This window comes from Paenibacillus sp. MMS20-IR301 (genome assembly GCF_032302195.1).
In the GTDB taxonomy this organism is placed as follows: domain Bacteria; phylum Bacillota; class Bacilli; order Paenibacillales; family Paenibacillaceae; genus Paenibacillus_AQ.
On sequence record NZ_CP135275.1, the window covers coordinates 2,157,096 to 2,183,905 of the forward strand.

26 protein-coding genes are annotated in these 26,810 nt (G+C 51.1%); 4 read left to right on the top strand and 22 right to left on the bottom strand.

Annotated elements, in window-relative coordinates; all coding sequences use genetic code 11:
* Positions 1 to 5: 5 nt before the first annotated feature.
* Both LOS79_RS09500 and LOS79_RS09505 read right to left on the bottom strand, forming a co-directional pair.
* On the bottom strand, positions 6 to 1,418 hold the full coding sequence (locus tag LOS79_RS09500; protein ID WP_315422111.1) for a DHA2 family efflux MFS transporter permease subunit: 1,413 nt from the start codon (positions 1,416 to 1,418) through the stop codon (positions 6 to 8).
* Positions 1,419 to 1,552: 134 nt separating this feature from the next.
* The gene (locus LOS79_RS09505) at positions 1,553 to 2,122 is read right to left on the bottom strand and encodes a TetR/AcrR family transcriptional regulator (RefSeq protein ID WP_315418618.1); all 570 of its coding nucleotides are present in this window, start codon (positions 2,120 to 2,122) and stop codon (positions 1,553 to 1,555) included.
* A 235-nt stretch (positions 2,123 to 2,357) separates the two neighbouring features.
* Here LOS79_RS09505 and LOS79_RS09510 point away from each other — a divergent pair, with 235 nt between their 5' ends.
* Entirely contained in the window at positions 2,358 to 2,801 is a 444-nt protein-coding gene (locus LOS79_RS09510; protein WP_315418620.1) for a DUF4395 domain-containing protein, read from the top strand.
* A gap of 104 nt (positions 2,802 to 2,905) precedes the next feature.
* Here LOS79_RS09510 and LOS79_RS09515 read toward each other — a convergent pair whose 3' ends face one another.
* The 7 genes from LOS79_RS09515 to LOS79_RS09545 all read right to left on the bottom strand — a co-directional run bounded on the left by LOS79_RS09515 (position 2,906) and on the right by LOS79_RS09545 (position 8,711).
* Entirely contained in the window at positions 2,906 to 3,244 is a 339-nt protein-coding gene (locus tag LOS79_RS09515; RefSeq protein WP_315418622.1) for a DUF6054 family protein, read from the bottom strand.
* A gap of 54 nt (positions 3,245 to 3,298) precedes the next feature.
* Complete coding sequence (locus tag LOS79_RS09520; RefSeq protein WP_315418623.1) at positions 3,299 to 3,832, bottom strand: hypothetical protein; 534 nt, start codon at positions 3,830 to 3,832, stop codon at positions 3,299 to 3,301.
* A gap of 79 nt (positions 3,833 to 3,911) precedes the next feature.
* On the bottom strand, positions 3,912 to 4,895 hold the full coding sequence (locus LOS79_RS09525) for an ROK family protein (RefSeq protein ID WP_315418626.1): 984 nt from the start codon (positions 4,893 to 4,895) through the stop codon (positions 3,912 to 3,914).
* A gap of 209 nt (positions 4,896 to 5,104) precedes the next feature.
* Entirely contained in the window at positions 5,105 to 5,890 is a 786-nt protein-coding gene (locus tag LOS79_RS09530; protein WP_315418628.1) for an ABC transporter permease, read from the bottom strand.
* Between the two features lie 6 nt (positions 5,891 to 5,896).
* The gene (locus LOS79_RS09535) at positions 5,897 to 6,691 is read right to left on the bottom strand and encodes an ABC transporter permease (protein WP_315422113.1); all 795 of its coding nucleotides are present in this window, start codon (positions 6,689 to 6,691) and stop codon (positions 5,897 to 5,899) included.
* 70 nt (positions 6,692 to 6,761) lie between these two features.
* A complete protein-coding gene (locus LOS79_RS09540) occupies positions 6,762 to 7,817 on the bottom strand; it encodes an ABC transporter ATP-binding protein (protein WP_315418630.1) in 1,056 nt (351 codons plus the stop codon).
* 111 nt (positions 7,818 to 7,928) lie between these two features.
* Positions 7,929 to 8,711: a GTP cyclohydrolase II gene (locus LOS79_RS09545; RefSeq protein WP_315418633.1), complete on the bottom strand. Its 783-nt coding sequence runs from the start codon at positions 8,709 to 8,711 to the stop codon at positions 7,929 to 7,931.
* Positions 8,712 to 9,040: 329 nt separating this feature from the next.
* Here LOS79_RS09545 and LOS79_RS09550 point away from each other — a divergent pair, with 329 nt between their 5' ends.
* The gene (locus LOS79_RS09550) at positions 9,041 to 9,367 is read left to right on the top strand and encodes a catDE operon transcriptional regulator CatR (protein WP_315418636.1); all 327 of its coding nucleotides are present in this window, start codon (positions 9,041 to 9,043) and stop codon (positions 9,365 to 9,367) included.
* A 71-nt stretch (positions 9,368 to 9,438) separates the two neighbouring features.
* Here the strand turns inward: LOS79_RS09550 and LOS79_RS09555 are convergent, their stop codons facing one another.
* The 4 genes from LOS79_RS09555 to LOS79_RS09570 are packed head-to-tail and all read right to left on the bottom strand — an operon-like array spanning position 9,439 to position 12,945.
* Positions 9,439 to 10,320 carry an ABC transporter permease subunit gene (locus tag LOS79_RS09555; RefSeq protein ID WP_315418639.1) on the bottom strand — a complete coding sequence of 294 codons (882 nt, stop codon included), beginning with the start codon at positions 10,318 to 10,320 and terminating at the stop codon, positions 9,439 to 9,441.
* The gene (locus LOS79_RS09560; protein ID WP_315418642.1) at positions 10,317 to 11,285 is read right to left on the bottom strand and encodes an ABC transporter ATP-binding protein; all 969 of its coding nucleotides are present in this window, start codon (positions 11,283 to 11,285) and stop codon (positions 10,317 to 10,319) included. The genes LOS79_RS09555 and LOS79_RS09560 overlap by 4 nt, the downstream gene beginning before the upstream one ends.
* On the bottom strand, positions 11,282 to 12,406 hold the full coding sequence (locus LOS79_RS09565; protein WP_315418643.1) for a hypothetical protein: 1,125 nt from the start codon (positions 12,404 to 12,406) through the stop codon (positions 11,282 to 11,284). Before LOS79_RS09565 ends, LOS79_RS09560 begins: the two co-directional genes overlap by 4 nt.
* 23 nt (positions 12,407 to 12,429) lie before the next feature.
* Complete coding sequence (locus LOS79_RS09570; RefSeq protein ID WP_315418646.1) at positions 12,430 to 12,945, bottom strand: sigma-70 family RNA polymerase sigma factor; 516 nt, start codon at positions 12,943 to 12,945, stop codon at positions 12,430 to 12,432.
* Positions 12,946 to 13,354: 409 nt separating this feature from the next.
* Between LOS79_RS09570 and LOS79_RS09575 the strand changes: the two genes are divergently transcribed.
* A complete protein-coding gene (locus LOS79_RS09575; RefSeq protein WP_315418649.1) occupies positions 13,355 to 13,480 on the top strand; it encodes a hypothetical protein in 126 nt (41 codons plus the stop codon).
* A 179-nt stretch (positions 13,481 to 13,659) separates the two neighbouring features.
* Here LOS79_RS09575 and LOS79_RS09580 read toward each other — a convergent pair whose 3' ends face one another.
* The 6 genes from LOS79_RS09580 to LOS79_RS09605 form a co-directional block, all read right to left on the bottom strand.
* Positions 13,660 to 13,974, bottom strand: coding sequence for a hypothetical protein (locus tag LOS79_RS09580; protein WP_315418651.1), 315 nt, complete (start codon positions 13,972 to 13,974; stop codon positions 13,660 to 13,662).
* Between the two features lie 145 nt (positions 13,975 to 14,119).
* Positions 14,120 to 15,571, bottom strand: coding sequence for a PTS transporter subunit EIIC (locus LOS79_RS09585; RefSeq protein WP_315418654.1), 1,452 nt, complete (start codon positions 15,569 to 15,571; stop codon positions 14,120 to 14,122).
* 45 nt (positions 15,572 to 15,616) lie between these two features.
* Positions 15,617 to 16,126: a PTS sugar transporter subunit IIA gene (locus LOS79_RS09590; RefSeq protein WP_315418657.1), complete on the bottom strand. Its 510-nt coding sequence runs from the start codon at positions 16,124 to 16,126 to the stop codon at positions 15,617 to 15,619.
* A 21-nt stretch (positions 16,127 to 16,147) separates the two neighbouring features.
* On the bottom strand, positions 16,148 to 17,014 hold the full coding sequence (locus LOS79_RS09595) for a PRD domain-containing protein (protein ID WP_315418660.1): 867 nt from the start codon (positions 17,012 to 17,014) through the stop codon (positions 16,148 to 16,150).
* Between the two features lie 337 nt (positions 17,015 to 17,351).
* Complete coding sequence (locus tag LOS79_RS09600) at positions 17,352 to 20,114, bottom strand: CHASE3 domain-containing protein (RefSeq protein WP_315418663.1); 2,763 nt, start codon at positions 20,112 to 20,114, stop codon at positions 17,352 to 17,354.
* Positions 20,115 to 20,265: 151 nt separating this feature from the next.
* The gene (locus LOS79_RS09605) at positions 20,266 to 20,652 is read right to left on the bottom strand and encodes a DivIVA domain-containing protein (RefSeq protein ID WP_315418666.1); all 387 of its coding nucleotides are present in this window, start codon (positions 20,650 to 20,652) and stop codon (positions 20,266 to 20,268) included.
* Positions 20,653 to 20,842: 190 nt separating this feature from the next.
* Between LOS79_RS09605 and LOS79_RS09610 the strand changes: the two genes are divergently transcribed.
* A complete protein-coding gene (locus LOS79_RS09610) occupies positions 20,843 to 21,391 on the top strand; it encodes a TraR/DksA C4-type zinc finger protein (protein ID WP_315418669.1) in 549 nt (182 codons plus the stop codon).
* A 151-nt stretch (positions 21,392 to 21,542) separates the two neighbouring features.
* Here LOS79_RS09610 and LOS79_RS09615 read toward each other — a convergent pair whose 3' ends face one another.
* From LOS79_RS09615 to hrpB, 3 genes are all read right to left on the bottom strand, one after another.
* Positions 21,543 to 21,902 (bottom strand): replication termination protein, encoded by a 360-nt coding sequence (locus tag LOS79_RS09615; protein WP_315418672.1) that lies wholly within the window; start codon positions 21,900 to 21,902, stop codon positions 21,543 to 21,545.
* 1,618 nt (positions 21,903 to 23,520) lie between these two features.
* Positions 23,521 to 24,177, bottom strand: a complete 657-nt coding sequence (locus tag LOS79_RS09620; protein WP_315418675.1) for a general stress protein — start codon at positions 24,175 to 24,177, stop codon at positions 23,521 to 23,523.
* Between the two features lie 111 nt (positions 24,178 to 24,288).
* Positions 24,289 to 26,781, bottom strand: a complete 2,493-nt coding sequence (gene hrpB / locus LOS79_RS09625; protein WP_315418677.1) for an ATP-dependent helicase HrpB — start codon at positions 26,779 to 26,781, stop codon at positions 24,289 to 24,291.
* Positions 26,782 to 26,810 lie beyond the last annotated feature (29 nt).

Genomic DNA, 26,810 nt, shown 5'->3' on the forward strand with positions numbered 1-26,810 from the left:
ACTTATTAGTGCATCGATGCTTGCGACTTGTGTGATACAACGACACGTTTGAGGAAGAAGGCAACAACGAGGCCAATAACGGCCATGATCATACCGAAGATGAAGGCGTTCTGGACACCGTGGGTAAAAGCGGCCAGAGCGTTCAGCGGATCGGCCGGATCGGTTACCGTCTTCATGAAGCTTTGTGAGCCGGAAGTCATAATACTTACAGCCAGAGCGGTACCAATCGCACCGGCAACCTGCTGCAAAGTATTCATAATGGCCGTTCCGTCCGGATAGTATTCCAGTGGCAGCTGGTTGATCCCGTTCGTCTGGGCAGGCATCATAATCATCGAAATTCCGATCATCAGCGCACTGTGCAGTACGATTACAAATACAACAGTGGATGTAGCGGTAATGCTGGAGAAGAACCACAGCGATACTGCTACGATTACAAGCCCTGGAATGACCAGCCATTTTGGACCGTATTTATCGAATAGACGCCCCATGATCGGGGACATCAAGCCGTTAATAATGCCGCCCGGCAGCAGCAGCAGCCCTGCCTTGAAGGCGGTGTAGCCTTGGCCTTGCTGAAGGTACAGCGGCAGAATCAGCATGGAGGAGAGAATAACCATCATGCAGATGAAGACCATCAGTACACCTACGACGAACATCGGGAATTTGAAAGCGCGCAGGTTGATCATCGGCTGCTTCATCGTCATCTGGCGGATGCAGAACAATACGAGTGCTATTACACCAATGGCAATGGCGATAATCACTTTCGGGCTTCCCCAGCCCTCCGCTTCTCCGGCGCTGCTGAAGCCATATACAATGCCGCCGAATCCAAGTGAAGACAGGACAATGGACAAAAGATCAATCTTCGGCTTCGTCACTTCAGTGACATTCTGCATGAAGAAGATTCCGCTGAGAAGAGCAATAACCAGGAACGGCAGGGACAGCCAGAAAATCCAGTGCCAGCTTAGGCTCTCAATGAGCAGCCCGGCAATGGTCGGTCCGATTGCTGGTGCTACCATGATGACGAGACCGATCAGCCCCATCGCCGCACCTCTTTTGGCAGGAGGAATAATGACAAGGATGGTGTTGAACATCAGCGGCAGGAGCAGTGCAGTCCCCATCGCCTGGACAACTCGCGCCGTCAGCAGGAATTCGAAATTCGGCGCCATGGCGGCGAGGAAGGTTCCCAGAATTGAGAAGCAGAGTGCAGCAATGAACAGCTGTCTGGTTGTGAACCACTGCAGCAGCAGTCCTGAGATCGGTACGAGAATGCCAAGGGTCAGCAGGTAAGCTGTAGTCAGCCATTGTGCAGTAGAAGGTGTAATTTGCAGAACATTCATAAGATCACTTAAGGCTACATTCAAAGCCGTCTCACTGAACATCCCGATAAATCCGGCAAGCAGCAAGGATACCAGAATCGGCATCGTCTTGAACTTCCGGGGTTGTGTTTGTTGCTGGTTTGGTATGGTTGCGTCCACTCTTGTACCCTCCTGAATATGTGTATAATCTCTCTATATATGTTGCTTTGTTACTGTACTGCGGTGTTGCCTTATTACTCTTACAACAGTAGTGCCGGAATACTCTCTGCTGCCGTAACCAGCGGCTGAATATTCCTGTAGGTGAGCGCCAGGAGCAGTGCCCCTTCGAACAAGGAGACTACGGCGGTTGCTTTATCAGCAGCAGCTTCCCGCTCCATGCCACCCGCAATCAGACGCTCGGCAATCACATCCTGCCAATCCTTGAACACGCACTGGCATGCGGTCCGCAGCTCATCGCTGACACAGGAGGTCTCGGCGGCAACCCAGAAGCTGAACGGCACCAGCCCTTCAAATGAGGACTCTTCAGCCTCCTTAGCCATCGACAGGATAAAGTTCTGGACAGCCTGGGCCGGAGTTTCCCCTATCTCCATGTAATGCCTTAACTTGCGGGCGACTTCTTCACTTGTCCGGTGAATACAGGTCAGTGCCAGCTCCTCTTTGCCGTGGGGAAAATAATAATAGAGAGATCCCTTCGGCGAGTCGCTGTCCTTGATAATCTGATTCAATCCGGTTGCATGATAGCCCTGGGTGAAGAACAATCTCGAAGCCGTATCTACGATAGCTTCGCGTGCATTCTGCTTGTTTGACAAGCCGGACACTTCCTTTGTTTAAATAAATAAGGTTTGGGGTCCCCGCAAAGTACCTGAGTCATCCTCGGATTCTGCGCTTCAGCGATTATAACGATTGGTCTACATAATAAAACCACAAATAATCACTGAAAGTCAATGGATATTTATTTCAAATTTTAATATCTCATCTGCTCATTGCCACATAAGTGCTCAATCGTTATAATTAAATTATTCCAATGCGAAAGGTATGATTTCAATGAGTGAAGCAGCTGGAGTGCGGGGCATTCCCCGCCCGTTAGTGAAGATTAATCAGGCTTTTATTGTAATATCTGTACTGCTTACATGGATTACAGGAGTCCACTGGATTCTCGCCCTGCCGCTTGCAGCCGGCTTAACGGGCCTGCTCTTCGGGTATAATCCTGTCATCCGTCTGACCGCCGGTTTGCTGAAGAAGGAACGCTCTGCTTATGTTCTTGAGGACTGGGAGCAGCAGCAATTTAATCAGAGCATCGCCGTCTTCTGCCTGGCTGCAGGACTGGTCAGCTTTCTTGCCGGCTGGACCGTCGCTGCCTATATCTTCACCGTGATGGTTGCAGCCGCAGCAACGGTAGCAATTCTTGGCTTCTGCATCGGTTGCTTCATCCATTATCAATGGAGAATGTATATCTACAGACGCAAACAGGCAGCACTTCACAAATAAGTAATCTATGCCTGCACAGCAAAGATAAATAGGCCAGTACGTTAACAGCCGTGCGCCGCCAAGACATATACTGGCCTGATCATTTCTAGCGGCACCATTCCCCGCTAATCCGCGATATATTTCGTGAGAATCTGCTCCACCGATGAAGCGAAGCTTTTACCGGCGCCCCAGTCGATCTTGAAGATCATGCCTCTTGCGCCTCCCGCCGGAATAAGCCGGACATTGCTAACCCCCCGCAGATTGTCAACAATGATTACAAGCGCTGCCTGATTGCCGGAACGGTGGTAATAGCGCTCATACACGAGCGTCCCGATCATCCGCCCCTCACCAAGATCATTAAATTCCTCATAGAGCAGTTCAGCTTCTCCAGGCATCCCTTGCTTAATCAAGCCCAGCGTTTCATCAGGCTGCAAGCTTACATTCATGTAATAAGCCTCATTCATCCCGCTCACCCTCCCACAGGTTGATTTCAGGTTTCATTCTTCTGATTATGCTGTTTATTCACGGGCTACTCCCGCTATATCCCAGCGGTGCCGGAATTTCTCCAGGCGCGGGTGCAATTGTCCCGGCGCTTCTGACAGCACCAAGCGCAGCTTGACGATCCATTCTTCGAATGAAGAGTACGAGGCGAACAGATTCGCCATGTCCGGAGTCAGATAAAGGAAATAAGGCGCCGGATAAATTCCGCTGATGTGCCGCATTGCCGAATCGAGCGGTGTATATTTCTTGCGTTTGCCTTCAAGGCCCTCTACGGTGATAAAGGAGCGTCCCTGCTCTCTTTTCCACTCATGCAGCCGGTCTTCCCGCTTATAGAGCGGCTCCACCTTCTCCTTCGACATCCGCCGGACCGTTTCTTCATGCAGCGGATACAGCACCAGCTTCACGAACTTGCGCTCTATAGCCGTCTCTGCCGCCTTCAGCAAGTCCATATCTGAGATATGCCCGAAGGAATCATAGAAGATCAGTGTTCCTTTGCGTTCACTGGCTGGCGGTTCATACCCGTAAGGCACATGCTGAATATCCCGTTTCATCCATATCCTCCTGATTATCGTCAGTCTTAAGGTTATGCTTCCTCTTTCAATCATACGCTAAACGTTCAAGCGATGCGAATCACTGCCGGCCACTGCATTTCTGCTGCGCGTACACTGCCGCCCCAAGTGTTCCTGCCCGGTTCCCCAGCTCAGCCTGAACGATTCTGCAGCTGCTGCCGGACAGCTTCAATGCATGAGCATTAACCGTGTCGCGCACAGGACGCAGCAGCCGTTCTCCAGCCGCCGCCATGCCGCCGCCGATGATGATCAGCTCCGGGTTCAGCAGGTTGATTACATTTGCGAGACCGAAGCCCAGCAGCTCGCCTGTTTCATGCATGACCTCCAGCGACAGCGGATCTCCAAGATCATAGGCCTCCGAGATCATTGCCGCTGTAATCAGCCCGTTATCATACCGGGTCCAGGTCTGGAGCAGACTGTTCTTCCCTTCCTGCAGCTTCTCCTTGAATGTATTGACCATGCCAACCGCCGATACATACCGGCCAAGGCAGCCGGAGCTTCCACAGCGGCATGGCCGCCCTTGCCTGAACATGTTCATATGGCCGACCTCACCAGCGCTGAAGGTCGTTCCGTACAGCACTTTACCATCATGGACAATTCCCGAGCCAAGACCGGTTCCAAGGGTAAGCAGCACCAGATTACGGGCTCCCCTGCCCGCTCCATGCTGCCATTCCCCGTATAGGTTAACCCGCACATCATTATCGATGCAGACCGGGAAATCATAATAAGGCTTCATTTCATTCACGATATGTATTTGCTCCCAGCCGGGAAAGTTAGGTGAGAATACCGACAGTCCCTCCTCCGGATCAAGCAGACCCGGAATTCCCATCCCCATGCACAATATCTGCTCTAGCGGGATGTTACTCTCTTCTGTCAGCTGCGTTACCGCCAGCCTGATCCGCTTAAGCACATGCGCCGGGCCTTCAGCCGCCTCCGTCAGAATAGACAGCTCGGCAACCGGCTTGAACCCGGTATCAAAGACCGCTGCTTTAATATTGGTGCCGCCCAGATCAATACCGATTGTATACTTGTTCTTGTCCTCCACTTCTTCACTCTCCGCTCCATCTCTTCATGAAATCCCATCCCCCTTATTATGCGTCATGGCCTGCAGATCACGATAGTAAATTCTGTTCATCTTTGTAGCATAATAATTCCACATAGCGGAGACCCCGAAGCATATATTATCAAAAAAGACAGGCCAGGTGATTGCTCACCTGCCTGCCCTCTTTGAAAATATAATATTGGCACAGCACCTTAGGAACCGGCACCTTTATACTTCTTCACCCCGTAGCTCCAGGCTGTCAGCCCGATGCCGAGGAATACCGCCCCGACTACCGGAGTAAGCAGCGCCATGGTCCGCATCTCATCCCGGTGCAGGAACAGCGCCGCCGGATAGATCCCGACAAAGGCAAACGGGATAATCCACGTCAGCAGCACCTGAATCGCCCGGTTATAGATCGTTACCGGATAACGTCCGTAAGTCTGTATGTTATACATCAGCGGAAGAATCCCGGTAGGCGCATCCGAATAGAACGACAAGGAAGTCAGTGTTGTGTAAATACCGGTATAAATCGCGACGGCGCTCAGAGTCAGGATAATCAGCATCGGAATCGTCCACCATTCAAACGGCAAGCCCAGATTGCTGCCGCTGATTGCCATAATCGTCAGCCCGATGATGGAGCCGAAGAGTGACGGCGGATCGACATTCTCGAGGAAAATCTGGAACAGGTTATGTGCCGGGCGGGTCAGAATACGGTCCATCTCGCCTTTGACAATATAACGTTCACTGAAGCCCCACATATTCACAAAGCAGCTGAAGACGCCAAACGGGACCATGAAGAAGCCGTAGACGAATACTACCTCATTCTGATTCCAGCCGCCCAGGCTGTCTGTGTGCATGAAGATGACCAGAATGAAGATAAAGTTCGTAGCCTGGAAAAGCAGATCGGATATCACCTCGACCCAGAAATCGGCGCGGTAGGTTAACCGTGTTTTCATGTAGTTTTTCAAATACTCAATTAATAACCCCAGGTAATACATCCCTGCTTAACCCCCCTGCACGAACAGCCGCTGACGCGCTGCGTGATATAGCCAGACAATCGGAACGAGCAGGATCAGGAACCAGATCACCTGAATGCCCAGCACATTCCATATGCCCACTCCCTGCACCCGGCCCGTGAAGACGGAGCCCGGCAGATAAGTGATGGCCTGAAAGGGCAGAACCTTAAGCACAGAAGACAGCCAGTCCGGGAACAGCGTAATCGGTACGATTAAACCGGAGAACAGATCAACAACGACACGCTTCATGCGCATCATGCCCTCGTTATTCTCCACGAAAAACGCCGACAGGCCGGTAATTATGTTAATCTGCGAGCTGATCAGGAAGCTGAAGAAGAGCATCACAAGGAAGCCCGCCCAGGCTGACAGCTCGGTTGGCAATTGCACCGGGAAGAGCAGAATCGCAATAATCATCCCCGGCAGCATCAGCATCATGAAGCGGAACATGCCTTCGCCGAGGCCCTGCATCATTTTGACCAGTACATAGTTATAAGGCCGGATGAACTGAATCGCAATACTGCCGTCACGGATATCGGTTGAGATCTCGCGGTCCAGGTTGTTGAAATAGAACGCCCTCGCCATCCACGATACGGCAACATAAGTGGTCATCTGCGCTCCGGTAAATCCGCCCAGTGACTCTCCCCCGCCGTAAATCGCCTTCCAGGTGAAATAATTCACGCCGATGTTCAGGGTATAGATAAGAATACCGGAGTAATAGTTAACCCGGTAGGCCAGCATGGTCAGAAATCGGATGCGGATGAAATCGAAGTAAGCGCCGAGCAGCAGCCTCCGTCCGTTCTCCCCGGAACCGCCTGAGGAGCCGCCTGCTGCAGCAGACGCTGCGGATAACGGCTTAGACATGGATAGCCTCTTTCTCCTCGCTTAAGGCAGCGATTTTTTCTTCCGGCTTCTCCGCAGAGCCCGACTGATAGATGCTGCGCACGATGTCGTCCGTATTGGTCTCAATGATTTTGATATCCGTAATATCGGCTGCACCAACCACTTTGCCCAGCACATCAGATACATTGAGCTCCAGCGGAATCCACACTTTTGCCCCCAGCTCGTTCTCGGCAGTCCAGGTTACCGGCATATCCCCGGTCCAGTTCATCAGCTGCTGCAGTTTTGTCGCGGTACCGAACTGGAACTGCACTTCCCGCCCGGTTCCCCAGCGCTGCTTCAGATCCTCCAGGCCGCCGTCATAGATGATCCGTCCGTCATCCAGCATAATTACACGCGAACAGAGTGCCTCGATATCCTGCAGATCATGTGTAGTCAGCAGAATCGTCGTGCCGTGCTCCCGGTTCATATCCTTGAGGAAATCACGGATTTCGGACTTCACGACTATATCCAGACCGATCGTCGGCTCATCGAGGAACAGGATCGACGGGTTATGCAGCAGCGCCGCCACCAGCTCACAGCGCATCCGCTGCCCGAGGCTCAGCTTGCGCACCGGGCGGTTCAGCAGATCCTGCAGCGCCAGCCGCTCGACCAGCTCGTCCAGCCGTTTCTTGAAGTCCTGCTCGGAGACACGGTACACCTTGCGCAGCAGCTGGAAGGATTCTATAACACCAATATCCCACCAGAGCTGGCTGCGCTGGCCGAAGACAACCCCGATATTCTGCACGAATTTCTCCCGCTCCTGATACGGCACAAAGCCGCCAACAGACAGGCTGCCGGCGGTAGGGACAAGAATCCCGGTGAGCATCTTGATCGTGGTCGACTTACCGGCCCCGTTCTCACCGATATATCCGCAGATTTCGCCTTCCGGGATCGTGAACGAAATATCCTTCACTGCGGTGACTTCAGAATATTGCCGTTTAAACAAATCAGCGAAGGCCCCTTTGAGGCCCTCGCGGTTTTTTTGGACTTTAAATGTCTTGCGCAAGTCCTGCACTTGAATAGCATTCATAGGCTACCTCACTAAGCTAAGTATTGGTCTCAGTTCCCCATTATAATGGAATGAATGCAAAAGTACTACCTATTTTCCCCGCTGATTCTGCTGCGCATTACTCCGGCAGCTTTATTTTGCCACTCTGCCTTCAAAAAAATCCGGGCCGGGAACAGCTTCCAAATGGCCGGAACGGGCTACCTTGGTCCGCAGATACTTTTCATTGAAGACCGAGACATCGCCCCACAGCGGCACTCTTTTGACCGTGTTCATACCTGCAGCTCTCAGTGCTTCCAGCTTCTTCGGGTTATTCGTAATTAGGGTAACCGGTTTGCTGCGCAGACTCTGAAGCACGCCGATTGCGTCCTTGTAGTCTCTCGAATCATCAGCGAATCCAAGCTCCAGGTTAGCTTCAACGGTATCGTAGCCTTCCTCCTGAAGAATGTAAGCCATCGCTTTGCTGAACAGGCCGATGCCTCGTCCCTCATGATTAGCCAGATAGAACAAGGCGCCGGAACCATGCTGTGCAATCATCTTCATCGACTGATGCAGCTGGAAGCCGCAATCGCAGCGTTTGCTGCCAAAAATGTCGCCGGTATGGCAAATGCTGTGCATCCGGATCAGCGCTTCCTCAGAATGCTCGAAATCACCATAGACCAGCACGCTCGACTGTTGTCCATCCGCAAGGTTCATGGAAGACAGGCGGCTGATCAGCAGCTCCGTAGCTTGCTTGCCTTCTGCCTGCTGCAGCTCTTCATCCGTAACTTTCAGCCAGCTGTACCATTTGAAGGTGACCGTCTCGCCGTCCAGGTTGACAGGCAGTGTAATCGGTCCAACGAGCATTGTAGTGGAATCGTCCTGCGAAATCCGCTTGATCTTGTTCTGTAGTATGGAAAGGATATCTGGTTTGATCATGAGAGCACCATCCTAAAAGTTTTGATAGCATAAGCTTCTTTGAATACGTTCCGCAAAACTTGCTTCGGAAGCCTACACTTAGTTTTGATAGCATAAGCTTCTTCGAATCCGTTTCGCAAAACTCACTTCGGAGGCCTACGCTTAGTTTTGATAGCAATCGGTATTACAACAGGTATTTAAAATTTAAATATAAAGAGTTTGTACGTCAAGTAACTATTTGTAAGTTAGTTTATCATTGTAATATAACTTCGTCAAGTTATAATATATATATAAATATTTATGATTACTTATTGTAAGTTTATGATATAATGAATGTTGAGGTGATGCTAATGAACAACTTCGAGATGTGTCCACGCTTCGAGAAAGCGGTAGATGTATTAAGTAAACGATGGGTTGCACTGATTGTCTTCGTCCTGATGGATGGTCCGCGTCGGTTTGGGGAGATTGAGCATTGTCTGTCTAATTTAAGCGGCAAAGTATTATCCGACCGGCTGAAGGAAATGGAGAACGAAGGAATTATTCAGCGCACAGTGTATCCGGAAATGCCGGTGCGTATTGAATATTCGTTAACCGCCAAAGGCACGGCACTGGCTCCCATTCTCGGTGAGATCGGCAACTGGTCTACCGATTGGATTGAGATCGGCGTGACCAAATGATTGCCGGCGGGCATGCCAAATAGCGCCCCTGAAGTTCCGTGAACCGGACACTTCGGGGGCGCTGTTTGTCCCTATAAATCTTTGTGCTGAAAACGCAGTAATCCGATTGCAAACGCCAGTACCGTGTATCCTGCAGTATAGACTATGAATGAGTTTGACGGATAGGCACCGAAGTTCAAGATAGTGAATCCGCTTAATCTTGCAGAAACAAGACTGTCTATACCGTTCAGGCTTAACAGCTCCGCGATCATTCTCCGCTGCAGGGCATCTGCCGGCATAAGCATAGAGATGATTCCCGTCAAACTGTTCAACACGTTCATTGCATCACCCTCCAGCCGCAGCGATCCGCTAAGCTTATCCAGCATTCCGCCCAGCCAGCCTGCCCCGTACAGCATGGTCATAAACACACCGTTTCCGAGCGCCGAGAACAGACCGGAGCCCAGCATGGACACTGAGATTAATAAGGGAACCACAGAAGTAAACAGCAGATAAGATTTGATCAGCGCCGCCGCATCTCTGGGAATATTCGCATGGACACTAGTGATCAGCAGAATGGCAAGGAACAGAATCAGAGCGTAAAGTGCCCCTAAGGTGACAAAACCGAGCCAGCGTCCGAAGTACCATTTCCAGCGCGGCAGCGGGCGGGGGAGCAGTGCCTGCATGACTCCCTGCTCTGCTTCACCGGCAATGACCGAGAACGAGCTGAAGATGCTCAGAAAAGCAATTACGAATGCACCAAAATAAAACCCCAGATTAAGTATAAAAGAACCATTGGTAAAGCGCAGAATCAAGTCGCTCCCGTTGTTTACTGACCCGCCGGCAAAACCATTTTGTCCAACCGTATCCGCCACAAACCAGAAGCCGAGCAGAAACAGCAAGGTAAGCAGCAGGGTCAGGGCCATCACCTTTTTGCGGAGCATTTCTTTCCAGGTCATCGCAAGGATGGTTCTCATGACTGTTCACCCCGATGGCTGAGCCCGGAGACAGTATCCATGAACCACTCCTCCAGCCGTTCCTTTCTGCGGTTTACTTCATATAAAGTCATTCCCTGCTCTACTATTAATCCGTTCAGCCATCCCGCCTGTTCTTCATTCTCCAGCTCTGCCTCAAGCCATACAATACTGCTGTCTAGTCCTGATTCTATTGCCGTACCGGTACGCTCCCTGATCTGCAGCCCGGTATGCTGATTCAACCAGGACAGCAAAAAAGGCGTGTATCCGCCTACTTTAAAATGCCAGCGGGTCCGCTGGCTCAGAATTTCCGATACTTTTCCCTGACGCAGAACCGTCCCGTTATTCAGCAAGGCCATCCGGTCACAGATGACTTCAACATCCTCAAGCAGATGAGAGTTGAGAAATATCGTAATTCCCCTATCCTTCAGCCGCTCCAGAGTCGACCTTACTTCCATTCTCCCGATGGGATCAAGTGCAGATGAGGGCTCATCCAGAAAAATAATTTCCGGCTCATTAACCAGCGCACAGGCCAGTCCCAGCCGCTGCTGCATTCCCTTGGAATAATGCTTGACTCTATCCGTCCCCCGCTGTCCGATGCCAACCTCATTCAGCAGCTGCGGAATTCTTGTATTCATAACGGACCTGCTGATCCGGCATAGCCTGGCATGTAGTCTGACTACCTCTTCACCGGTAAGCCACTCCTGATACCGGTACAGCTCCGGCAGGTAGCCGATCCTGTTTTTAGCTTCAAGCGACCCCGCGGGATGTCCCAGGAGTAAGGCTTTCCCGCTTGTAGGCTTAATCAGACCAGCGAGTATTTTGACAAAGGTACTTTTACCGGCACCGTTGGGGCCGAGGAAGCCGAAGGCTTCCCCTTTCCCCACAGTGATACTGACATCCCGGCAGCCGCGCCCATTCAGATATTCTTTGGTCAGGGAGTCAGCATCAATCGCGGGTATACTCACTCTGCAATCAACTCCCCAACCTTCTCAAGGAACTTGCCTTTGTCAGGATAGAGTTCTCCGCCGTTTAACATAAACATATTGCCGCCCTTTACCCAGGTCGCATAATAGATCGGCCCTTTGTTGTAGTTATATTGCTTCAAAATAACTGGCGTTCCGCTTATCTCGATCTGCTCGGAAAAACTGTCTTTAACTAGCGGCATCGGAATTTCCCCAGCCAGAATGCGGCTCTCTTGAAGGCTGCTTCTCAGATAATCGGGCAGCAGCGGGAAGTTGAGCACAGCTTTCAAAGCTTCCTTAACATCAATAGAAGGATCTACTGTAAGCACAGGTGTGTTCATTTGTGACAAATTTGCCCAGCGGTTCTTATCCGGCGAAAGGTCGTAATTCACAATTTCAGGAAGCTTAAGCTGGATTAGTTTACCATCTACAGATTCTGGCAGCAAGTCCGTCGATCCCACACGCTTCAGTGCCTGATTAACTTTATCTACATTCAATGTCAAGGAGATCTCCTTAGACTGATCCACCCCAACAGATTGGATTCCGGCAAAATCTTCACCCTGCATAGGTCCAATACCCAGCACAGCCTGCAGATCCCCGACAGGCAATGTACCGCGTACTGTTCCGTAACTTATTGAAAAGCTGCCGAAGGAATTCATGGTTTCCTGGAAATTACCGGTTTCACTGACCTGATTGAAGATATCCCGCAGATCGCTTTCTTCTATTACAGCCACATCCTGCACTTTAAACTGGTTCAGTATAGCGGCCATAGCTGTATTCCCCACCGGGGTAGCCAGAATAGCGCCGAAGATGGCCACACCGGCTGCAGCCGCAGCCCACTTCCGGCTGCGGGTACGCAGCGTCTTACGTGATTTCGGTCCGGCATTCTGCTTAGCCTGCCCCTTTGTGTCAATCGCTGTCTGCATATGCAGAACTGTTAACTTTTCCGGATCAGCGGACATTTCAGAATCAGCAGGAGCTGATCCCTTCGTCATCTCTTCATCCTGCTTCCCCCAAGCAGCCCAGACCGGGTTTACCGGTTCCTGTTCAAGCTTCTCCTGCAATTTAGCCCAGGCCTCATCTGTTCCCTGATTCCCGCCATGTCCGTTCCCTCTATGGTTCATTGCATTATCCCTCCCCGTTCTAATCATTCCTGCGGAAGCGAACTCACCGCATGCTGTTTCAGTTTGGCTGTAGCCCGGCTGAGAAGCGTGCCCACCACCGGCGGATTCACGCCAAGCTTACCGGCAATTTCAGCATAACTGTAACCTGAATACTTGAGCAGCAGAGCCTGCCTGTCCCGGTCAGAAAGCTCCTTCAGCCAGTTCTTCACATCTTCCTGTTCCATTTTGTTCAGTACCACTTCTTCACCCGTAGGGGGTGAGGCATCTTTATCGTAGAGAAGCTCCTGTCTATCCAGCAAACGGCGTTCTCTCATCCGTTTATTCAGATAATCATATCCGATCCTTGTAAGCACCCTGTGCAGCCAGGCTCCCATGGCTTCTGGATCATCCGGCGGATTCCGGTACAGCCTGAAGAATACCTCCTGCGCCAGATCATCGGCTGCACTCTCATCCCGTACAAGTGCCGCCAGCTTCCGCCGCACTTCCGGGTAATATTGATAAAATATCTTTTTAAAATTGTCTGTTTCCGGAATGTCCATCCGTTAAATCCTCCTTATCCGCTGCAGCTATAAGTAAGACGAAGGCCGGCGCCAATTTGTATCATTTCCGTTCAAGAAGTTCCCTCTCTTTGTACCATAGACCCTCCGGATACGCAAAACAACCCCAAATCGTGGGGCTTTAGCGTTCTAACAGTTATATTGAGTATTCATATAAATACCATCTGCAAGGTCTGAATATCCATATTTGTGACAAAAATCAAAAAAATAACGCATGGAATCCATGCGAAATAGTTGAAGCTGTCGGTAAAATATAGTAATTTATAAAGTGTAATCTATTATAACTTGAGAGGTGGAGCTAACAATGGAAAAAATGTGTATGGAAATGATGATGAATATGTGCATGGAAGACATGATGTGTAAGATGAACAACATGAAGATGTGCATGGAAATGATGACAAAGATGGGCATGATGGACATGGATATGGACATGATGATGAAGAAAATGCAGGAATGCGATGAAATGATGACAATGTGCATGACCATGATGCGTGAAGGAATGCAAATGTCCAAGTAAGCAGCAAGCAAGCTGGTAAAGTGAATCCGCTAAATTCACTTTAATTCTTAATCAGGCAAAGTATTCGTAAGCCGCAAGTCATGGCAGAGCAGACTAACTGCATGCCATTTTTTTGTATGATAGACCTTATTATATCTCCGTAATACTCTTCTCTGTTTCTCTTAACTGACAACTTCACATTATCTGATCTTAATGTACCGGTCCTGAATCTGCTTCGCGATGGTAATCCGCTCCATCTTCAGCTCCCAGATCTGTTCTTTCCACTGTTCACTCTCTCCGCCCGCCTCATGATCCCGCAGCTTATCAAATAACTGAAGCAGCCTATAATTAATCTGATCGAACCGTGACCACAGTTCTCTCACAGAGTCCGTATTTCTTTGCTCTTCGGCAAGCTTCGAATAATTCTTCAGACGGTCAAGGAGATCAGCCTGCCACTGTTCATCGTTAATTGCTGTGGCATAATTTAGCAGATCCAGATAATCATCGATTGACATGTGTACCGACCCCTTCATTTGCTTATACCAAGTATTATACTCGGTATTATAGATATTTCAAGCCCCGGATGCAAAAAAAGTGCAGACATCAGGGATGCCTGCACTTTGCAGAGGATTATAGGGGTAGGCCAGCTGTTACTGCGGACTACATCAGCTTTTTGATATCATCCTTAATTTGCTCGGATTGCGGTCCGAATACGATTTGCACCGCACCCTGTCCGAGTCTCATTACACCGGATGCCCCAAGCTGCTTCAGCGCAGCATCCTTTACTGCCTTCTCGTCATTGACGTTAAGGCGCAGACGGGTAATGCAGGCATCGATGCTGCGGATATTTGCCGGGCCGCCAATGTTTTCGAGAATTTTGGCTGCTCTGGAAGAGGCGGATACTTTTCCTCCGTCTTTAGCGAGATCTATAGTTTCATCATCTGTGTCATCTTCACGGCCCGGTGTTTTGAGCTTGAATTTGACGATGATGAAGCGGAACAGCACATAGTAGAGAACGAAGAATCCAAGACCTACAGGAATAAGCACCCACGCATTCGTGGACAGCTTCATATTCAGCAGGTAGTCAATCAGACCGGCAGAGAAGCCAAAGCCCAGCTTCACATCCAGGATATACATCAGGAAGCCGGCGAAACCGGTAAGCAATGCATGAACCAGGTACAGCGCAGGTGCAAGGAACATGAAGGAGAATTCAAGCGGTTCAGTAATCCCTGTCAGGAACGAGGCAATTGCAGAGCCGATGAAGATCGAAGCAACCATTTTCCGTTTTTCAGGCTTGGCAGTATGAATGAAGGCAAGGGCCGCACCCGGCAGGGCGAACATCATAATCGGGAAGAACCCTGTCATAAACATTCCGGCAGATTTATCTCCGGCGAAGAAGCGCCACAGATCGCCGTGAACCACTTCTCCGGCTGTATTAGTGAAGTCACCAAGCTGGAACCAGGCAATGGCGTTAATAACATGATGCAGACCAAATGGAATCAGCAGGCGGTTGGCCGTACCGAAGATGAAAGCGCCTACAGCTCCAAGGCCGACAACCCAGGTACCGAAGTCACTGATCACATCTTGAATCGGGCTCCAGACCATACCTACCAGTACTGCCAGAACCATTGTTGTTACGGCTGTAATAATAGGGACAAAGCGTTTACCTGCGAAGAAGCCGAGCCAGTCGGGCATCTTGATATTATGATATTTCTTGTACAGGAACGCTGCCCATGCTCCGGCGAAGATCCCTCCCAGTACACCCATGTTAAGCTTCACATCGTCGCCGATAAAGGGCATTTGTGCCGGAATCACCTTGAGGATGCTGTCAAGAATCTGATAAGCGATAAGTGCCGACAGGGCAGCTACTGCGTCCCCGGCAAAGCCGATCGCTACCCCGATAGCGAAGATCAGGGCAAGATTGCCGAAGATTGCTCCGGCGCCTGCATTCAGGAACGGTGCGACATACTGATTCAGGAATCTGCCGGCCGCCCCCATATGGAAGTCCTTCTCGTAATTGATCAATGCGAATCCTTGCAGAATTGCTGCTGCCGGCAATGTGGCTACCGGAAGCATTAGAGACTTACCTAGTTTCTGTAAAAAAGCTAACATAATGAAATCATCCCCTCGGTTTCATAATAGGTATGCTATATGATTTTATTGCTGTGAAACCACTGTAAGTATGCTGTTTACCCCTGCAGCGACAGAGCCGTAATGGCCATGAACTGCCGGAACCGGGTCCCCGTTACTGGTGACTATAACCGGTGTAATTGTCCGGTAGCCGGCTGCCCGGATGGCCTCCAGATCGAATTCAATCAGCGTCTGGCCGGCTTCGACTGTATCCCCGTTAGCAATATGGCTGGTGAAGCCGCTTCCTTTCAAGCTGACTGTGTCAATGCCAATATGCATCAGCAGCTGCAGTCCGGATGGATGCTCAAGGATGACTGCGTGGCTGCTCTTCACAACATGGGCAATAGTTCCGCTAAAGGGGGCAATCAGCCGGCCCTCTGCCGGCTCGATTGCAATACCCTGACCCATATGTCCTCCGGCAAACGTCTCATCCGGTACCTCGGATAGCTCAACTGCCTGCCCGCTGACCGGAGCGAATATTTCAATGCTGGTCACAGCATGTTTCTCTTCTTTTTTGGATTTCCATCTGGAAAACATATCATTCACTCCTATCCGCTGCTATTTGTTTTTCTCTATGGTCTGGAATAACCGGCGCAGATGCATTGCGAGGAAGCACATTTCTTCTTCCGGCACCTCTACACCGAGTTTGCCCTGCATGATCGTCCCCATCTTCCGGGCTAGCTTGTATTCATCCTTATATTCCTTCTTGATATGCTTCACGAAGGGGTTATCAATAAGCGAACCCTGCAGAATCCGCTCGATTGAGAATCTCAGATGAATCATCAGCCGGACATGATTCATGCTGCCCTGTTCAAAATTAATATTGCGTTCACTGCGGATCATATCCATCAGCTCGCTTACAATATTGGAGGCTTTGACGAGTTGGCCGACCGGTACGTTGCTGACCGCAGAGTATACGTGGTAAGTAAGAAAACCCACCTCATCCTCCGGGATTTGCAGTCCGAATTCAGCACTGATTTTCTCCGCCGCCTTGTAAGCGATCTCAAATTCCTTAGGAAATGTCATTCGGGTTTCCTCAAGAAACGGATTGACAATGTCCATCCCGCCCCGCAAACGGAAGATGGTAAACTGGATATGGCTGGGGAGCGCCAAATAGATTTTGTCGTTTAACTTGCCGGGAAACTCACGGGCGATATCTGCAATGATGTCATCTGTTATCTTCATTACTTTGGGATCAATGTCTTCCAGCAAAATCTGATATTGGCTCCATTCTTCCCGGTCCTCCAGCCGAAACAGCTTCTCGATCCGGCTGTCATTTCCGTCAATCACCCCTGAGTCTTTGACCGCAAATCCGATCCCCTTGCCAATGATTACGTACTCCTTGCTTTTCTTGCCTCCCTGAACCATTACGACGTTGTTCCCAATCACCCGCAGAACCTGAAATTGTTCATTTTCCCTCGCCAAGTTCTCCCTCCTTTCCATCCATTGCCCTAATTTTCGCACAAAAAAGAGCCAAGACTGACTCAAATGAATGAGATCAGATCTTGGCTCATGCCCTGTAAAGGTAACACGCCACTTGCATATAAATGATCATTTATGATCTCATCATAAATCATACCTTGTATTCCGTCAATGGATTTTTACAAAAGTCAAGTTTTGCTCCCGGAGGCCTTGAATTAAGGCATCACCGCCATAGTCTGCACCATGAACCAGTCTTTATGCACTCTTCTATATACAAATCACAAAAAAGAGCGGGGCAGCACTCCTTGTTGAGTTCTGCCCCGCTCTTTAGTTATACCGCCTAACCCTTGTCCCGTATCCACCGGTACATCCGCGAAACGACATTTTGCAGATTCACCGGCTTGCTCATGAAATCGGTCGCCCCGGCAGCAAAACAGCGCTCCCGGTCATCCTTCATCGTCTTCGCTGAAATCGCAATAATCGGCAGATCCGGGAGCAGCAGCTCCTCACGGATAATGGACAGAGTATCGTAGCCATCCAGATTCGGCATCATGATATCCAGCAAAACGATGTCCAGATCAGGCTGCTCTCTGACGATCTGCAGACATTCGTAGCCTGTCTGGGCGGTTAATATATTCATCCCGTAAGGCTCCAGCCCCTGCTCCAGAGCAAAGATATTACGTGAATCATCATCCACAATCAGTACAGTTCTGCCATGCAGCTTCGCATATTCCTTCTCAAACTGCAGCGCTCCGCGTTCCACTGCCTGGTCCTCAGCAGCCGGATTCTCCAGCTCCACAGAAGCGGCCGCCTGCACCTGGCCAAGCTGCGTCAGGCCGGACAGCGGCAAGGATATCGGCTCAAGCTCGAAGTCCTCTTCACGCAGCGGAAGGTAGAGGGTAAACGTACTGCCTGCGCCTTCTTCACTAACCAGGCCAATATGCCCGCCGAGCAGCTTGGCCAGCTGAAGCGAGATGGATAGCCCTAATCCGGTTCCCCCGAATTTACGGGCCGTTGTTCCGTCAGCCTGACGGAATGCTTCGAAGATGAGCTCACGGTTCTCCGCAGATATGCCGATACCGGTATCAGTGACCGCAAAGGCCAGCACAGGTTCATTGATCAGGTAATACGGATCTGAATAGGCATCGAGCTTCCGGATATCTACAGTAACAGAGCCCTGATGGGTGAATTTGAAGGCATTAGACAACAGATTGCGCAGAATCTGATGCAGCCGCATTTCATCCGTAAAGAACAGGTCAGGAACCTCCTCACCAAGCGCCACTGTAAAATCCAGACTTTGTCCCTCCGCCTGCTTGCCGAAATAACCCTGCAGCAGAGACGGCAGCTCTGTGAGATTAACTGCATCCATTTCCACCAGCATTTTGCCGGCCTCAACCTTCGACAGATCAAGGATATCATTAATCATTCCAAGCAGATCACTGCCGGAATTGTAGATAACCGAAGCATAACCCTGTTCTTCTTCCGACAATGTATGATTGCGGTTCTCTGTCAGCAGCTGGGAAAGAATCAGCATACTGTTAAGCGGAGTGCGCAGTTCATGCGACATATTCGCCAGAAATTCGGACTTGTAACGTGAGCTGAGCTCCAGCTGTTCATTATACCGTTCCAGCTCGACAGCCGCGTTCTCGGCCACTGACTTCTGATCCTCCAGCTCTTTGTTGACCGTCAGCAGTTCACTCGTCTGGTTCTGCAGCTCCTCCGTCTGTACCTGCAGCTCTTCAGACTGTACCTGCAGCTCTTCAGACTGCACCTGGAGCTCTTCATTCATGACCTGTGATTCATGCAGAAGCCTTTGAATTTCCATCCGGGTCATTACGGAATTCACAGTAACGCCCATAAGCTGCAGCAATTCATTCAACAGGGCAAAATGATAAGGAGCCCACCGTGTAAGTGCAGCTACTTCAAGAACGGCTACCGTCTTGCTCTCAAAAATAATAGGAGCAATCACCGCAAACCGCGGAGCGGTTCTACCCAGTCCGGACGCGATCTGGATGTAATGATCCGGCAGCTGCTCAACTATGTTCAGCCGCTGATCCAGGGCACACTGGCCAACCAGCCCCTCACCCAGATGGATGATATCCGTTCCCGGGCGGGCTTCCTTGTTCTCGGCACCTGCATAGGTATACATACGCTCATACAGCTTGTCCTGATTGAGGACAAATAGGGCGGCATACTGCATTTCCACCATGACCGATAAGCGGCTGACAAAGATTTGGCAGAGGGAGGACATGTCCGTCGTCTCCTGGAGTGCCATGGACATTGAAGCAAGCTGCTCGCTTGTCCACTGATCCCGCTGCACCGTATCCAGCAGGCCGTTGGTCGCTTCACCCAGCTCATAAATCTCATCAAAAGTCTTCACCGTAATACGATCCGACCTGTTTCCGCCATTCGCAATACTGTTGATTGCCTGAATCACATTGTGCAGCGGATTTACGATACTTGCCGAGAGCAAATATGTAATCAGTAAGGCCAGCCCGGCGACGAAGCCCCAGAGAATGTACATCGTAGTCAGCAGCTTCTGGTTGCTGTCTTTAAGATTGCTTATCCGCTCGTTCGTCAGGCTCCGTTCAACGTCACGGAAGTAATCGGACTGTGTGCGGATGGCATCGATTACAATTTTTCCGGTATCATTACGAAAAAAAGCATTCACTTCCGCATTCCGGCCATTCTTCTTCAGGTCTACTACATATTGCCCGGCTTCATTGACCCACTTCTCGATATTGCCTTTGATATTCTCCAGATTACGGATCTGGTCCGGATTGTCCACAATCAGCCCGCTCAGCTTGGCAACATTAATCCGCCACTCTACAAGTCCGCTATTATACGGGGCCAGATAAGAGCCGTCTCCCGTTAGGGCGAATCCCCGTTGGCCGGTCTCCATATCCAGTACATTTTTCTCAATCTGATATGTAAGCTCGTGAACCTCGATATCATGGTCGCTCAGGAAGACCGTTTCCTGCTCCAGATCCGATATCCGATTGGAGACTATAACCAGAAACAGACCCAGCATTAATAAAATAATGACATATCCTAGCGCAATTTTGCTGCGGATCTTCAAGCTCCACGCATGCTTCTCCGGCAATGGTCTATCTCCCCTATCGTGACTTATTGTAAACAGCATTCCCTATAATTGTAATTGCTGGAGAATGGCTTAACAAGTAGCCTGATTTCCTAGTACTCTTCTTATAGAGCACTTCGAGCAATCCAGCTATAACGGAATTTGCCATGCCGTTCTACAAATATCCTTCGCTGCGCGGAATGCGGTCCTTAAGCTGCCGTACATTCGTCTCCAGCCGGAGTACAATTTCCTCCAGATCCTTTGGATCAATACCCTTCATTAGGGTAACCGGTGCTGCTGCAGCCTGTTTGACTTCGGCTTTCATATCACGCAGCTCTTCCTGCTGTTCCTGCCATTTATCCATCAGATCGGCAATGGTGGCATAGAAGCGTTCATAGTCCTTTATTACGCTGTCCAGAAAAGTATCCACTTCCTCGGCATCATAACCGCGGAGCTTCATACTGAACTCTTTCTCGTGAATGGTAAGCGCATCAAGATTGATGCCAAGCTGGCTGAACAGCTTCCTTTGCTTGTCCAACCTGCGTTTCATATGTTCATCCATTTCATATAACCTCCTATGTTATCCTGCATTCATCCGGCAGTAACCATTATAACAGGGTCAACAGCATGTGAAAATATCACTAAAGTTGCAGATCGGTACATATTTCCCGTGCTGATTGCCTCTCCGCACAATAGGGTAAGGAATGACTACTGCAGTATTACTACTCCGCAAAAGAAAGGAAGATGACCACATGAGCCACTTATCCGACTCCCAATTGTCCAAGCTTAAACAATCCCTTGAGGAGCGCCGTACAGAGCTGGAACAGCATTTCGCCGATGAACACACCGGAAACAGCCTGCTTGGTGATTCACTCAAGCTCTCTACCGGCGAGCTCTCTTCAGCGGATAATCATCCTGCCGATACGGGAACCGAAACCTTCGAACGCAGCCGTGACCTGTCGATCAACACCTCCCTCTCGGAAGAACTGCATGAAATCGAAGCCGCCCTGCAGCGGATCGGGGATGGAACGTACGGTATCTGTGAGATCAGCAAGGAGGAAATTCCCTTCGAACGGCTTGAAGCACTCCCCTACACCCGTTATACAGTAGAGCATGCACCGGATAGGCCAGGGCAGGGAGAACGTCCCGTGGAAGAGCAAGTGATGACTCCGCCGCCTTCCGGCAGCGGCCAGGACGGTCAATTCGACGATGCGGGTGCATGGGAAGCCGCCGAAGAATACGGCAGTGCCAGTTCACCGGTTACACCTCCCGGCCGGGATACTGTTGAAGAGGACGCCTAATTAAGATTGAAACTAAATGATAGCTGAGCTAGTCATTCACCAGCCAGGTATCCGCGCTTCATTTCACCATAGACCGGCAGAACCGGAGCCCCGGGTGGAATGAGCAGCGGAATTCCGGCTGGACCCGGTACATATAATTTTGCAGCGGATATTAAAAGTTGTCGGCAACAGCCTTATTGAGAATCCCCAGACAACGGTCCAGGTCCGTTTTTACCTGTTTCTTATACAGCTTCGCCTTCTCTTCCCCGTCCGTTGTGAAATGGTACAGAACAATTTCCTGAAAATCCACCTTGGGATCACTGCCCTTCAGCTGCTTGGTGCGGTATAGTATTCCCTGCTGAACCAGTTCATGCAGAGCGCGGTATATTTCACTTTGGGGCGGAGAGTAACCATGTGCCTTGAATTCCTTCCGCAGATCCTCCAGCATCTGATAACCGTACCCCTTATGCTGTTCAACCATGGTAATCAGATATACTTTTATAAATGCCCGCTGAGCGATCATAAAAGCCATAAGACACCTCCCTGTGTATATAACTCTAGTATAATCTCTATTTCCCAAATTTCACAACTTGTTCTTTCGGATTAATCAGGTGATTAAGGACGGGATTTTTAAATTTTGAGTGAATTTATTGATGGTAAAACAGCCGGTTACACAACTTAATGTTTTAGATGTTAATTGTGACAAAAATTTGCATAAATATCGCTGTAGGAATATCTGCAGGAGTATACTGCACCTTATTCGCGGTTTGAAGGTAATAAGTACGGTCACTGTTTGTTATTGCAGGCAGGTTGCAGGTAAATTGGGGTTAGGTTTTATTGATTTCTATTATGAATTTTTCATATGATGAAAGTGCAACATTAAGGCCAGCTTTAGTAGAGGTGCGTTGGAAATAAGTTGGAGATGCAGCTGGCTGTGTTTTCCTCCTCGTGTGCTTGCGATAACAGAATGCACATTATAATGAAGCAATTGTATTTTATACACTAGTTTCCTTGTTAAACGGCCGAAAAAACCATTCTATTGTATTGCGTACAATGCTTTCCAGAGAAATGAGCCTAAATGGCTAATACGACTGTACATAATACAATAGATTTCATTATCAGCCACATTTAACCGTGATCTGTTGTACAAAGTACAATAGAATGACTTCTTTACTCCCTAACTATCCTAAAACCCAAAATCACAGGTTCAATTAATACAGGCGGTAGAATCAACTGTTGAAGGGTTGTGTATAAGCATTTCAGGTGGTCGACAGGCAGAAAGCAAGATTGTATGGTAAATGCTGATTGGTTTGTATGAATAGGGAACAGCTAAAGAGTGGCGGAAAGAGAATAGGAGCGTTTCAGAGTGTTTGAAAACGTTTCAAAGCGCTTCAGAAGGTTTGGGGGCCGCTGGAAGACCCTCAGGAGCAGTTGGGGTGTGTTTGTAGTGCTTTATTTGGGTAATCTATTCTGAATTTTTCATATGATGAAATTCGGTTATTTATCCGGTCTTTTTTCCTCAGCCTACACAAATTCCTACTTCCCTTTAACGGTTGCTGCTCAAGGGCACCCATGCCCCTGATTTCAGCTATCCGTGTCAAACTTAAACACCCTCTGGCTGACACTTTGGGTACAACGGACACCACGGCCCTTATGCACTCATTTTCGGCCCAATTAGCGGGCTTGTGGACATGAGAGCCCTTATTCGCTACATTTCTCCTGATATCTCCACTTTTCTGGCGAAATAAAGGCGCTGGTGTCCGTAGTGACCAGCACTCAGGCGCTTCTTCACAACTTAACGTCTCCCCTGTCCGTAACGTTAGCAAATCCCCTGAGAAACATGACATGGATTTCTGCTTTCTTATCAGAGCTCTGCTTCCGCCCCTCAATTTGTTGATTCCGTCCAATTTCACTGAATTCAAAAGCACTTCTCTCGCTTGAATTGCTCCACTTTGTACCATTCCCCACAATATCATGTTGAGCCGAATACATAAAACTCGTAAAATGCTGCTTTGACCAAGTGAACCTGCTTCTTAAGTTATGACGATGTACCTGCTACTCTTACAAGGCACGCCAAAAAGACTGCTTTAGGTAAAATTCACCTAAAGCAGCCGTTGGGGCAGGTGCAAGCTGGAAGCTGTCCTGATATTTTAAAATTTATCGCGGTTGTACAGGTCAGGATCACGGTCTGCGTTCATTGCGCCTCTGTTGCCGAGTGTGTTACCGACTCTGGTATCCTCAGGAAGGATATCCGGATTAGTTGCTCCGCGGTCAATAGGCGTGCTGTCTGCCGGAACATCTGTATACCGGCTGTCATAGCGGCTGGAATTCAGGGAACGGTTGCCCTGGAAAACATGGTGGATATCTCGGCCCCGGCCGTTGTCATCAACCAGCACCAGGATTTTGCCGCTGTCCACATAGCCCTCGTAATCCCTAGCTTCATCTTCCGGAATGCCGAGTCCGATTAATCCTCCGACCAGTCCGCCTGCTCCCGCGCCGAGCGCCGCACCGGTCAAGGTCGCAACAATCGGACCTGCTGCCAATATGGGACCGATCCCCGGTATGGCAAGTGCGCCGATGCCGGCAAGCAGTCCGGTAATCCCGCCGACCACACCTCCTGTTGCCGCTCCTGTAGCTACACCTTCAGGTGCCATCGTTCCTGTATCCGCGGAAATATTTTTGAGATCATCACGGTCACGTGTAATTACAGAAATATCGTCATTGCTGAATCCTTGACGCTGCAGATCTTCAATTGCTCTGGTCGCTTCTTGTTCCGTATCAAATACGCCTACGATTTTGTCAGTCACTTGAAGCCCTCCTTCGAAATTGTCGTTCGCTATTGTATTACCCGATCAGCGGGAAGCCAAACAGCGCGGGCGGCACTTCAAATGACCTGAGCAGATGATCCGGAATAGACGTTATTTGGTCGGCCGGGTACGGTTAGTCGGGATCGCCTCCAGCGGGTCATCCGGCCAGTAATGCTTGGGATAGCGGCCTTTCAGATCCTTTTTGACTTCAAAATAAGTGCCGCGCCAGAAGCTGGCGAGGTCAGAAGTTACCTGCATCGGCCTTCTGGCCGGTGAGAGCAAATGCAGCAGCACCGGCACCTTGCCTCCACCTATCCGCGGCGTGTCGGTCTGGCCGAACATTTCCTGCAGCCTTACTGCCAGTACGGGAGCCCCCGGATTGCTGTAATCCAGCGGAATGCGGGAGCCGCTCGGGACCGTTATATGTGTCGGCGCTTCCTTGTTCAGCGTCTGGCGGCTGTTCCAGTCCAGCATCCCCTCCAGCGCCTGTGCCAGATTCACGCGCTGCAGATCGCGCAGATTACGCATTCCGTGGATGTAAGGCGCAAGCCATTCACTGAGTGTACCAGCAAGCGCTGAATCTGACATATCCGGCCAGTCCGCCCGCAGGGCATGCATGAATCCCATCCGCTGGCGGAGCTGGACCGTTCCTTTGTCCCAAGGCAGCCGTTCCAGCCCTTCTGCAGCAATGACCTGCAGCAGAACGCCTTCTGTCTCTTCAGCCGTTGCCCGTTCGTGCGTCGTCTGCTTCAGCACCAGCGCACCCAGCATCGTTACTCCGCGTGCTTTGACGCTGCCGCTGTCACTGTCCCAGACTACCTCACGCTTATCCGTGATGGCATCCGCATGATGCTTCAGCAGCTCAGGCTCGGAGAGCTCTGCGGCAAGCATAATCCGGCTCTGTCCGGCACGGTCATCCACGCCGGGGGCCACAATATAGGGCGAGCGCGCCAGCACCTGGCCCGCCTGCATCGCCGCCCCCCGCCCGCCCGAGAGCAGAAACGCGCCTTCGCCGCGTTTTTGCCCGATGCGGTCGGGGTAGGCGAACGACAACAGCAGCCCGCTGCGGCTGATGTTGTCTACGGCTCCGCCCGGCGCGGCCTGCAGCTGCGCCAGGAAGTTCCGGCTCTCGCGCGAGGCTGCGCGCAGAGCCGCCGGGTCCGCTCCGCCGCTCTCGCCGGAGCGTTCGTACGCCAGCAGCGCCTCCACGCGGAGCGTGATGTCGCTGTCTTGCGCCGCGGGACCCTTGAAGAGGTCCCGCTCCTGCAGCAGCGCCGCGAGCCTGGCCGCGAGCGGCGCCGCTGCAAGGTCTGCCGCGCGCAGCAGCATGTGCGCGATGCGCGGGTGCGCGCCGAGCGCGGCCATGCTGCGGCCGTGCAGCGTGATGGCGCCGCCGTCGTCCAGTGCGCCGAGCTGGCGCAGCAGCTCGGCGGCCTGCGCGTAAGGCGCGGCCGGCGGCGTATCAAGCCAGGCCAGCGCGCCAGGCTCGCGCACGCCCCACAGCGCCAGCTCCAGAGCCAGCTGCGCCAGGTCGGTCTCCATAATCTCCGGTACGTTATCGTCCGGGAGACGTTCATGCTCTTCCCGGCTCCACAACCGGTAGCAGACCCCCGGCGCCGTACGGCCTGCGCGGCCGCGCCGCTGGTCGGCGGACGCTTTGGAGACAGGCACCGTAGTCAGCCGCGGCATCCCTGTGCGCGGAGAGAATACCTGCGTCCGCCTCAGGCCGGTATCAATGACCGTCCGCACGCCTTCAATGGTTAAGCTCGTCTCGGCTATAGACGTTGCCAGTACTACCTTGCGCTGACCTGCAACGGCTGCCGCCACTGCCGCATCCTGCTGCTGCTGCGGCAGCTGGCCGTATAGCGGGCGCAGCACCGTTCCCGGCGGCAGACTGCCGCCGGCCAGCTCCTGCTCCGTCCGGCGGATCTCCCGCTCGCCCGGCAGAAACACTAGCACATCTCCCGGCTGCTCGGATAGCGCCTGGCGGACAGCCGCCGCGGCTCTCTTCTCCGGGTACTCCTTACCCGGATCCGGCACATAGACCGTCTCCACCGGGAACGTCCGTCCCGGACAATTCAGGACCGGAGCTCCACCAAGCAGCGCAGAGACCCGGTCTCCGTCCAGAGTAGCCGACATGACCAGGATACGCAGATCCTCCCGCAGCACACTTTGCGCTTCCAGCGCCAGCGCCAGCCCAAGATCCGCATGCAGGCTGCGCTCATGATATTCATCAAAGATCACCAGTCCCACACCGGCAAGAGAAGGATCACTTTGCAGCATTCTGGTCAGAACGCCTTCGGTAACTACAACAATGCGTGTATGTCTGCTGACCTTGGTATCCATGCGCATCCGGTAGCCGACTGTCTGTCCTACTGCTTCGCCCAGACACGAAGCCATATAGACTGCGGCTGAACGCGCAGCCAGGCGCCGCGGCTCCAGCATCAGAATCGTTTGGCCTGCCAGCCAAGGCTCGTCCAGCAATGCCTGCGGGACAGCCGTCGTCTTCCCCGCTCCGGGCTCCGCGATCAGGATCGCGGCTGTAGAATCAGCCAATTTTCTTTTCAAATCAGGAAGCACCTGCACAATCGGAAGCTGTTTCATATCATCTCTCCATAATCCGCTAAATGTTA

Excerpts from the sequence above, each read along its gene's own strand:
- LOS79_RS09585 (WP_315418654.1), bottom strand. The coding sequence starts at position 15,571 with ATGTTAGCTTTTTTACAGAAACTAGGTAAGTCTCTAATGCTTCCGGTA.
- LOS79_RS09580 (WP_315418651.1), bottom strand. The coding sequence starts at position 13,974 with ATGTCAATCGATGATTATCTGGATCTGCTAAATTATGCCACAGCAATT.
- LOS79_RS09520 (WP_315418623.1), bottom strand. The coding sequence starts at position 3,832 with ATGAAACGGGATATTCAGCATGTGCCTTACGGGTATGAACCGCCAGCC.
- LOS79_RS09610 (WP_315418669.1), top strand. The coding sequence starts at position 20,843 with ATGAGCCACTTATCCGACTCCCAATTGTCCAAGCTTAAACAATCCCTT.
- LOS79_RS09615 (WP_315418672.1), bottom strand. The coding sequence starts at position 21,902 with ATGGCTTTTATGATCGCTCAGCGGGCATTTATAAAAGTATATCTGATT.
- LOS79_RS09555 (WP_315418639.1), bottom strand. The coding sequence starts at position 10,320 with ATGAGAACCATCCTTGCGATGACCTGGAAAGAAATGCTCCGCAAAAAG.
- hrpB (WP_315418677.1), bottom strand. The coding sequence starts at position 26,781 with ATGAAACAGCTTCCGATTGTGCAGGTGCTTCCTGATTTGAAAAGAAAA.
- LOS79_RS09575 (WP_315418649.1), top strand. The coding sequence starts at position 13,355 with ATGATGACAAAGATGGGCATGATGGACATGGATATGGACATGATGATG.
- LOS79_RS09540 (WP_315418630.1), bottom strand. The coding sequence starts at position 7,817 with ATGAATGCTATTCAAGTGCAGGACTTGCGCAAGACATTTAAAGTCCAA.
- LOS79_RS09570 (WP_315418646.1), bottom strand. The coding sequence starts at position 12,945 with ATGGACATTCCGGAAACAGACAATTTTAAAAAGATATTTTATCAATAT.
- LOS79_RS09530 (WP_315418628.1), bottom strand. The coding sequence starts at position 5,890 with ATGTATTACCTGGGGTTATTAATTGAGTATTTGAAAAACTACATGAAA.
- LOS79_RS09510 (WP_315418620.1), top strand. The coding sequence starts at position 2,358 with ATGAGTGAAGCAGCTGGAGTGCGGGGCATTCCCCGCCCGTTAGTGAAG.
- LOS79_RS09545 (WP_315418633.1), bottom strand. The coding sequence starts at position 8,711 with ATGATCAAACCAGATATCCTTTCCATACTACAGAACAAGATCAAGCGG.
- LOS79_RS09550 (WP_315418636.1), top strand. The coding sequence starts at position 9,041 with ATGAACAACTTCGAGATGTGTCCACGCTTCGAGAAAGCGGTAGATGTA.
- LOS79_RS09565 (WP_315418643.1), bottom strand. The coding sequence starts at position 12,406 with ATGAACCATAGAGGGAACGGACATGGCGGGAATCAGGGAACAGATGAG.
- LOS79_RS09515 (WP_315418622.1), bottom strand. The coding sequence starts at position 3,244 with ATGAATGAGGCTTATTACATGAATGTAAGCTTGCAGCCTGATGAAACG.
- LOS79_RS09500 (WP_315422111.1), bottom strand. The coding sequence starts at position 1,418 with ATGCCGATTCTGGTATCCTTGCTGCTTGCCGGATTTATCGGGATGTTC.
- LOS79_RS09590 (WP_315418657.1), bottom strand. The coding sequence starts at position 16,126 with ATGTTTTCCAGATGGAAATCCAAAAAAGAAGAGAAACATGCTGTGACC.
- LOS79_RS09605 (WP_315418666.1), bottom strand. The coding sequence starts at position 20,652 with ATGGATGAACATATGAAACGCAGGTTGGACAAGCAAAGGAAGCTGTTC.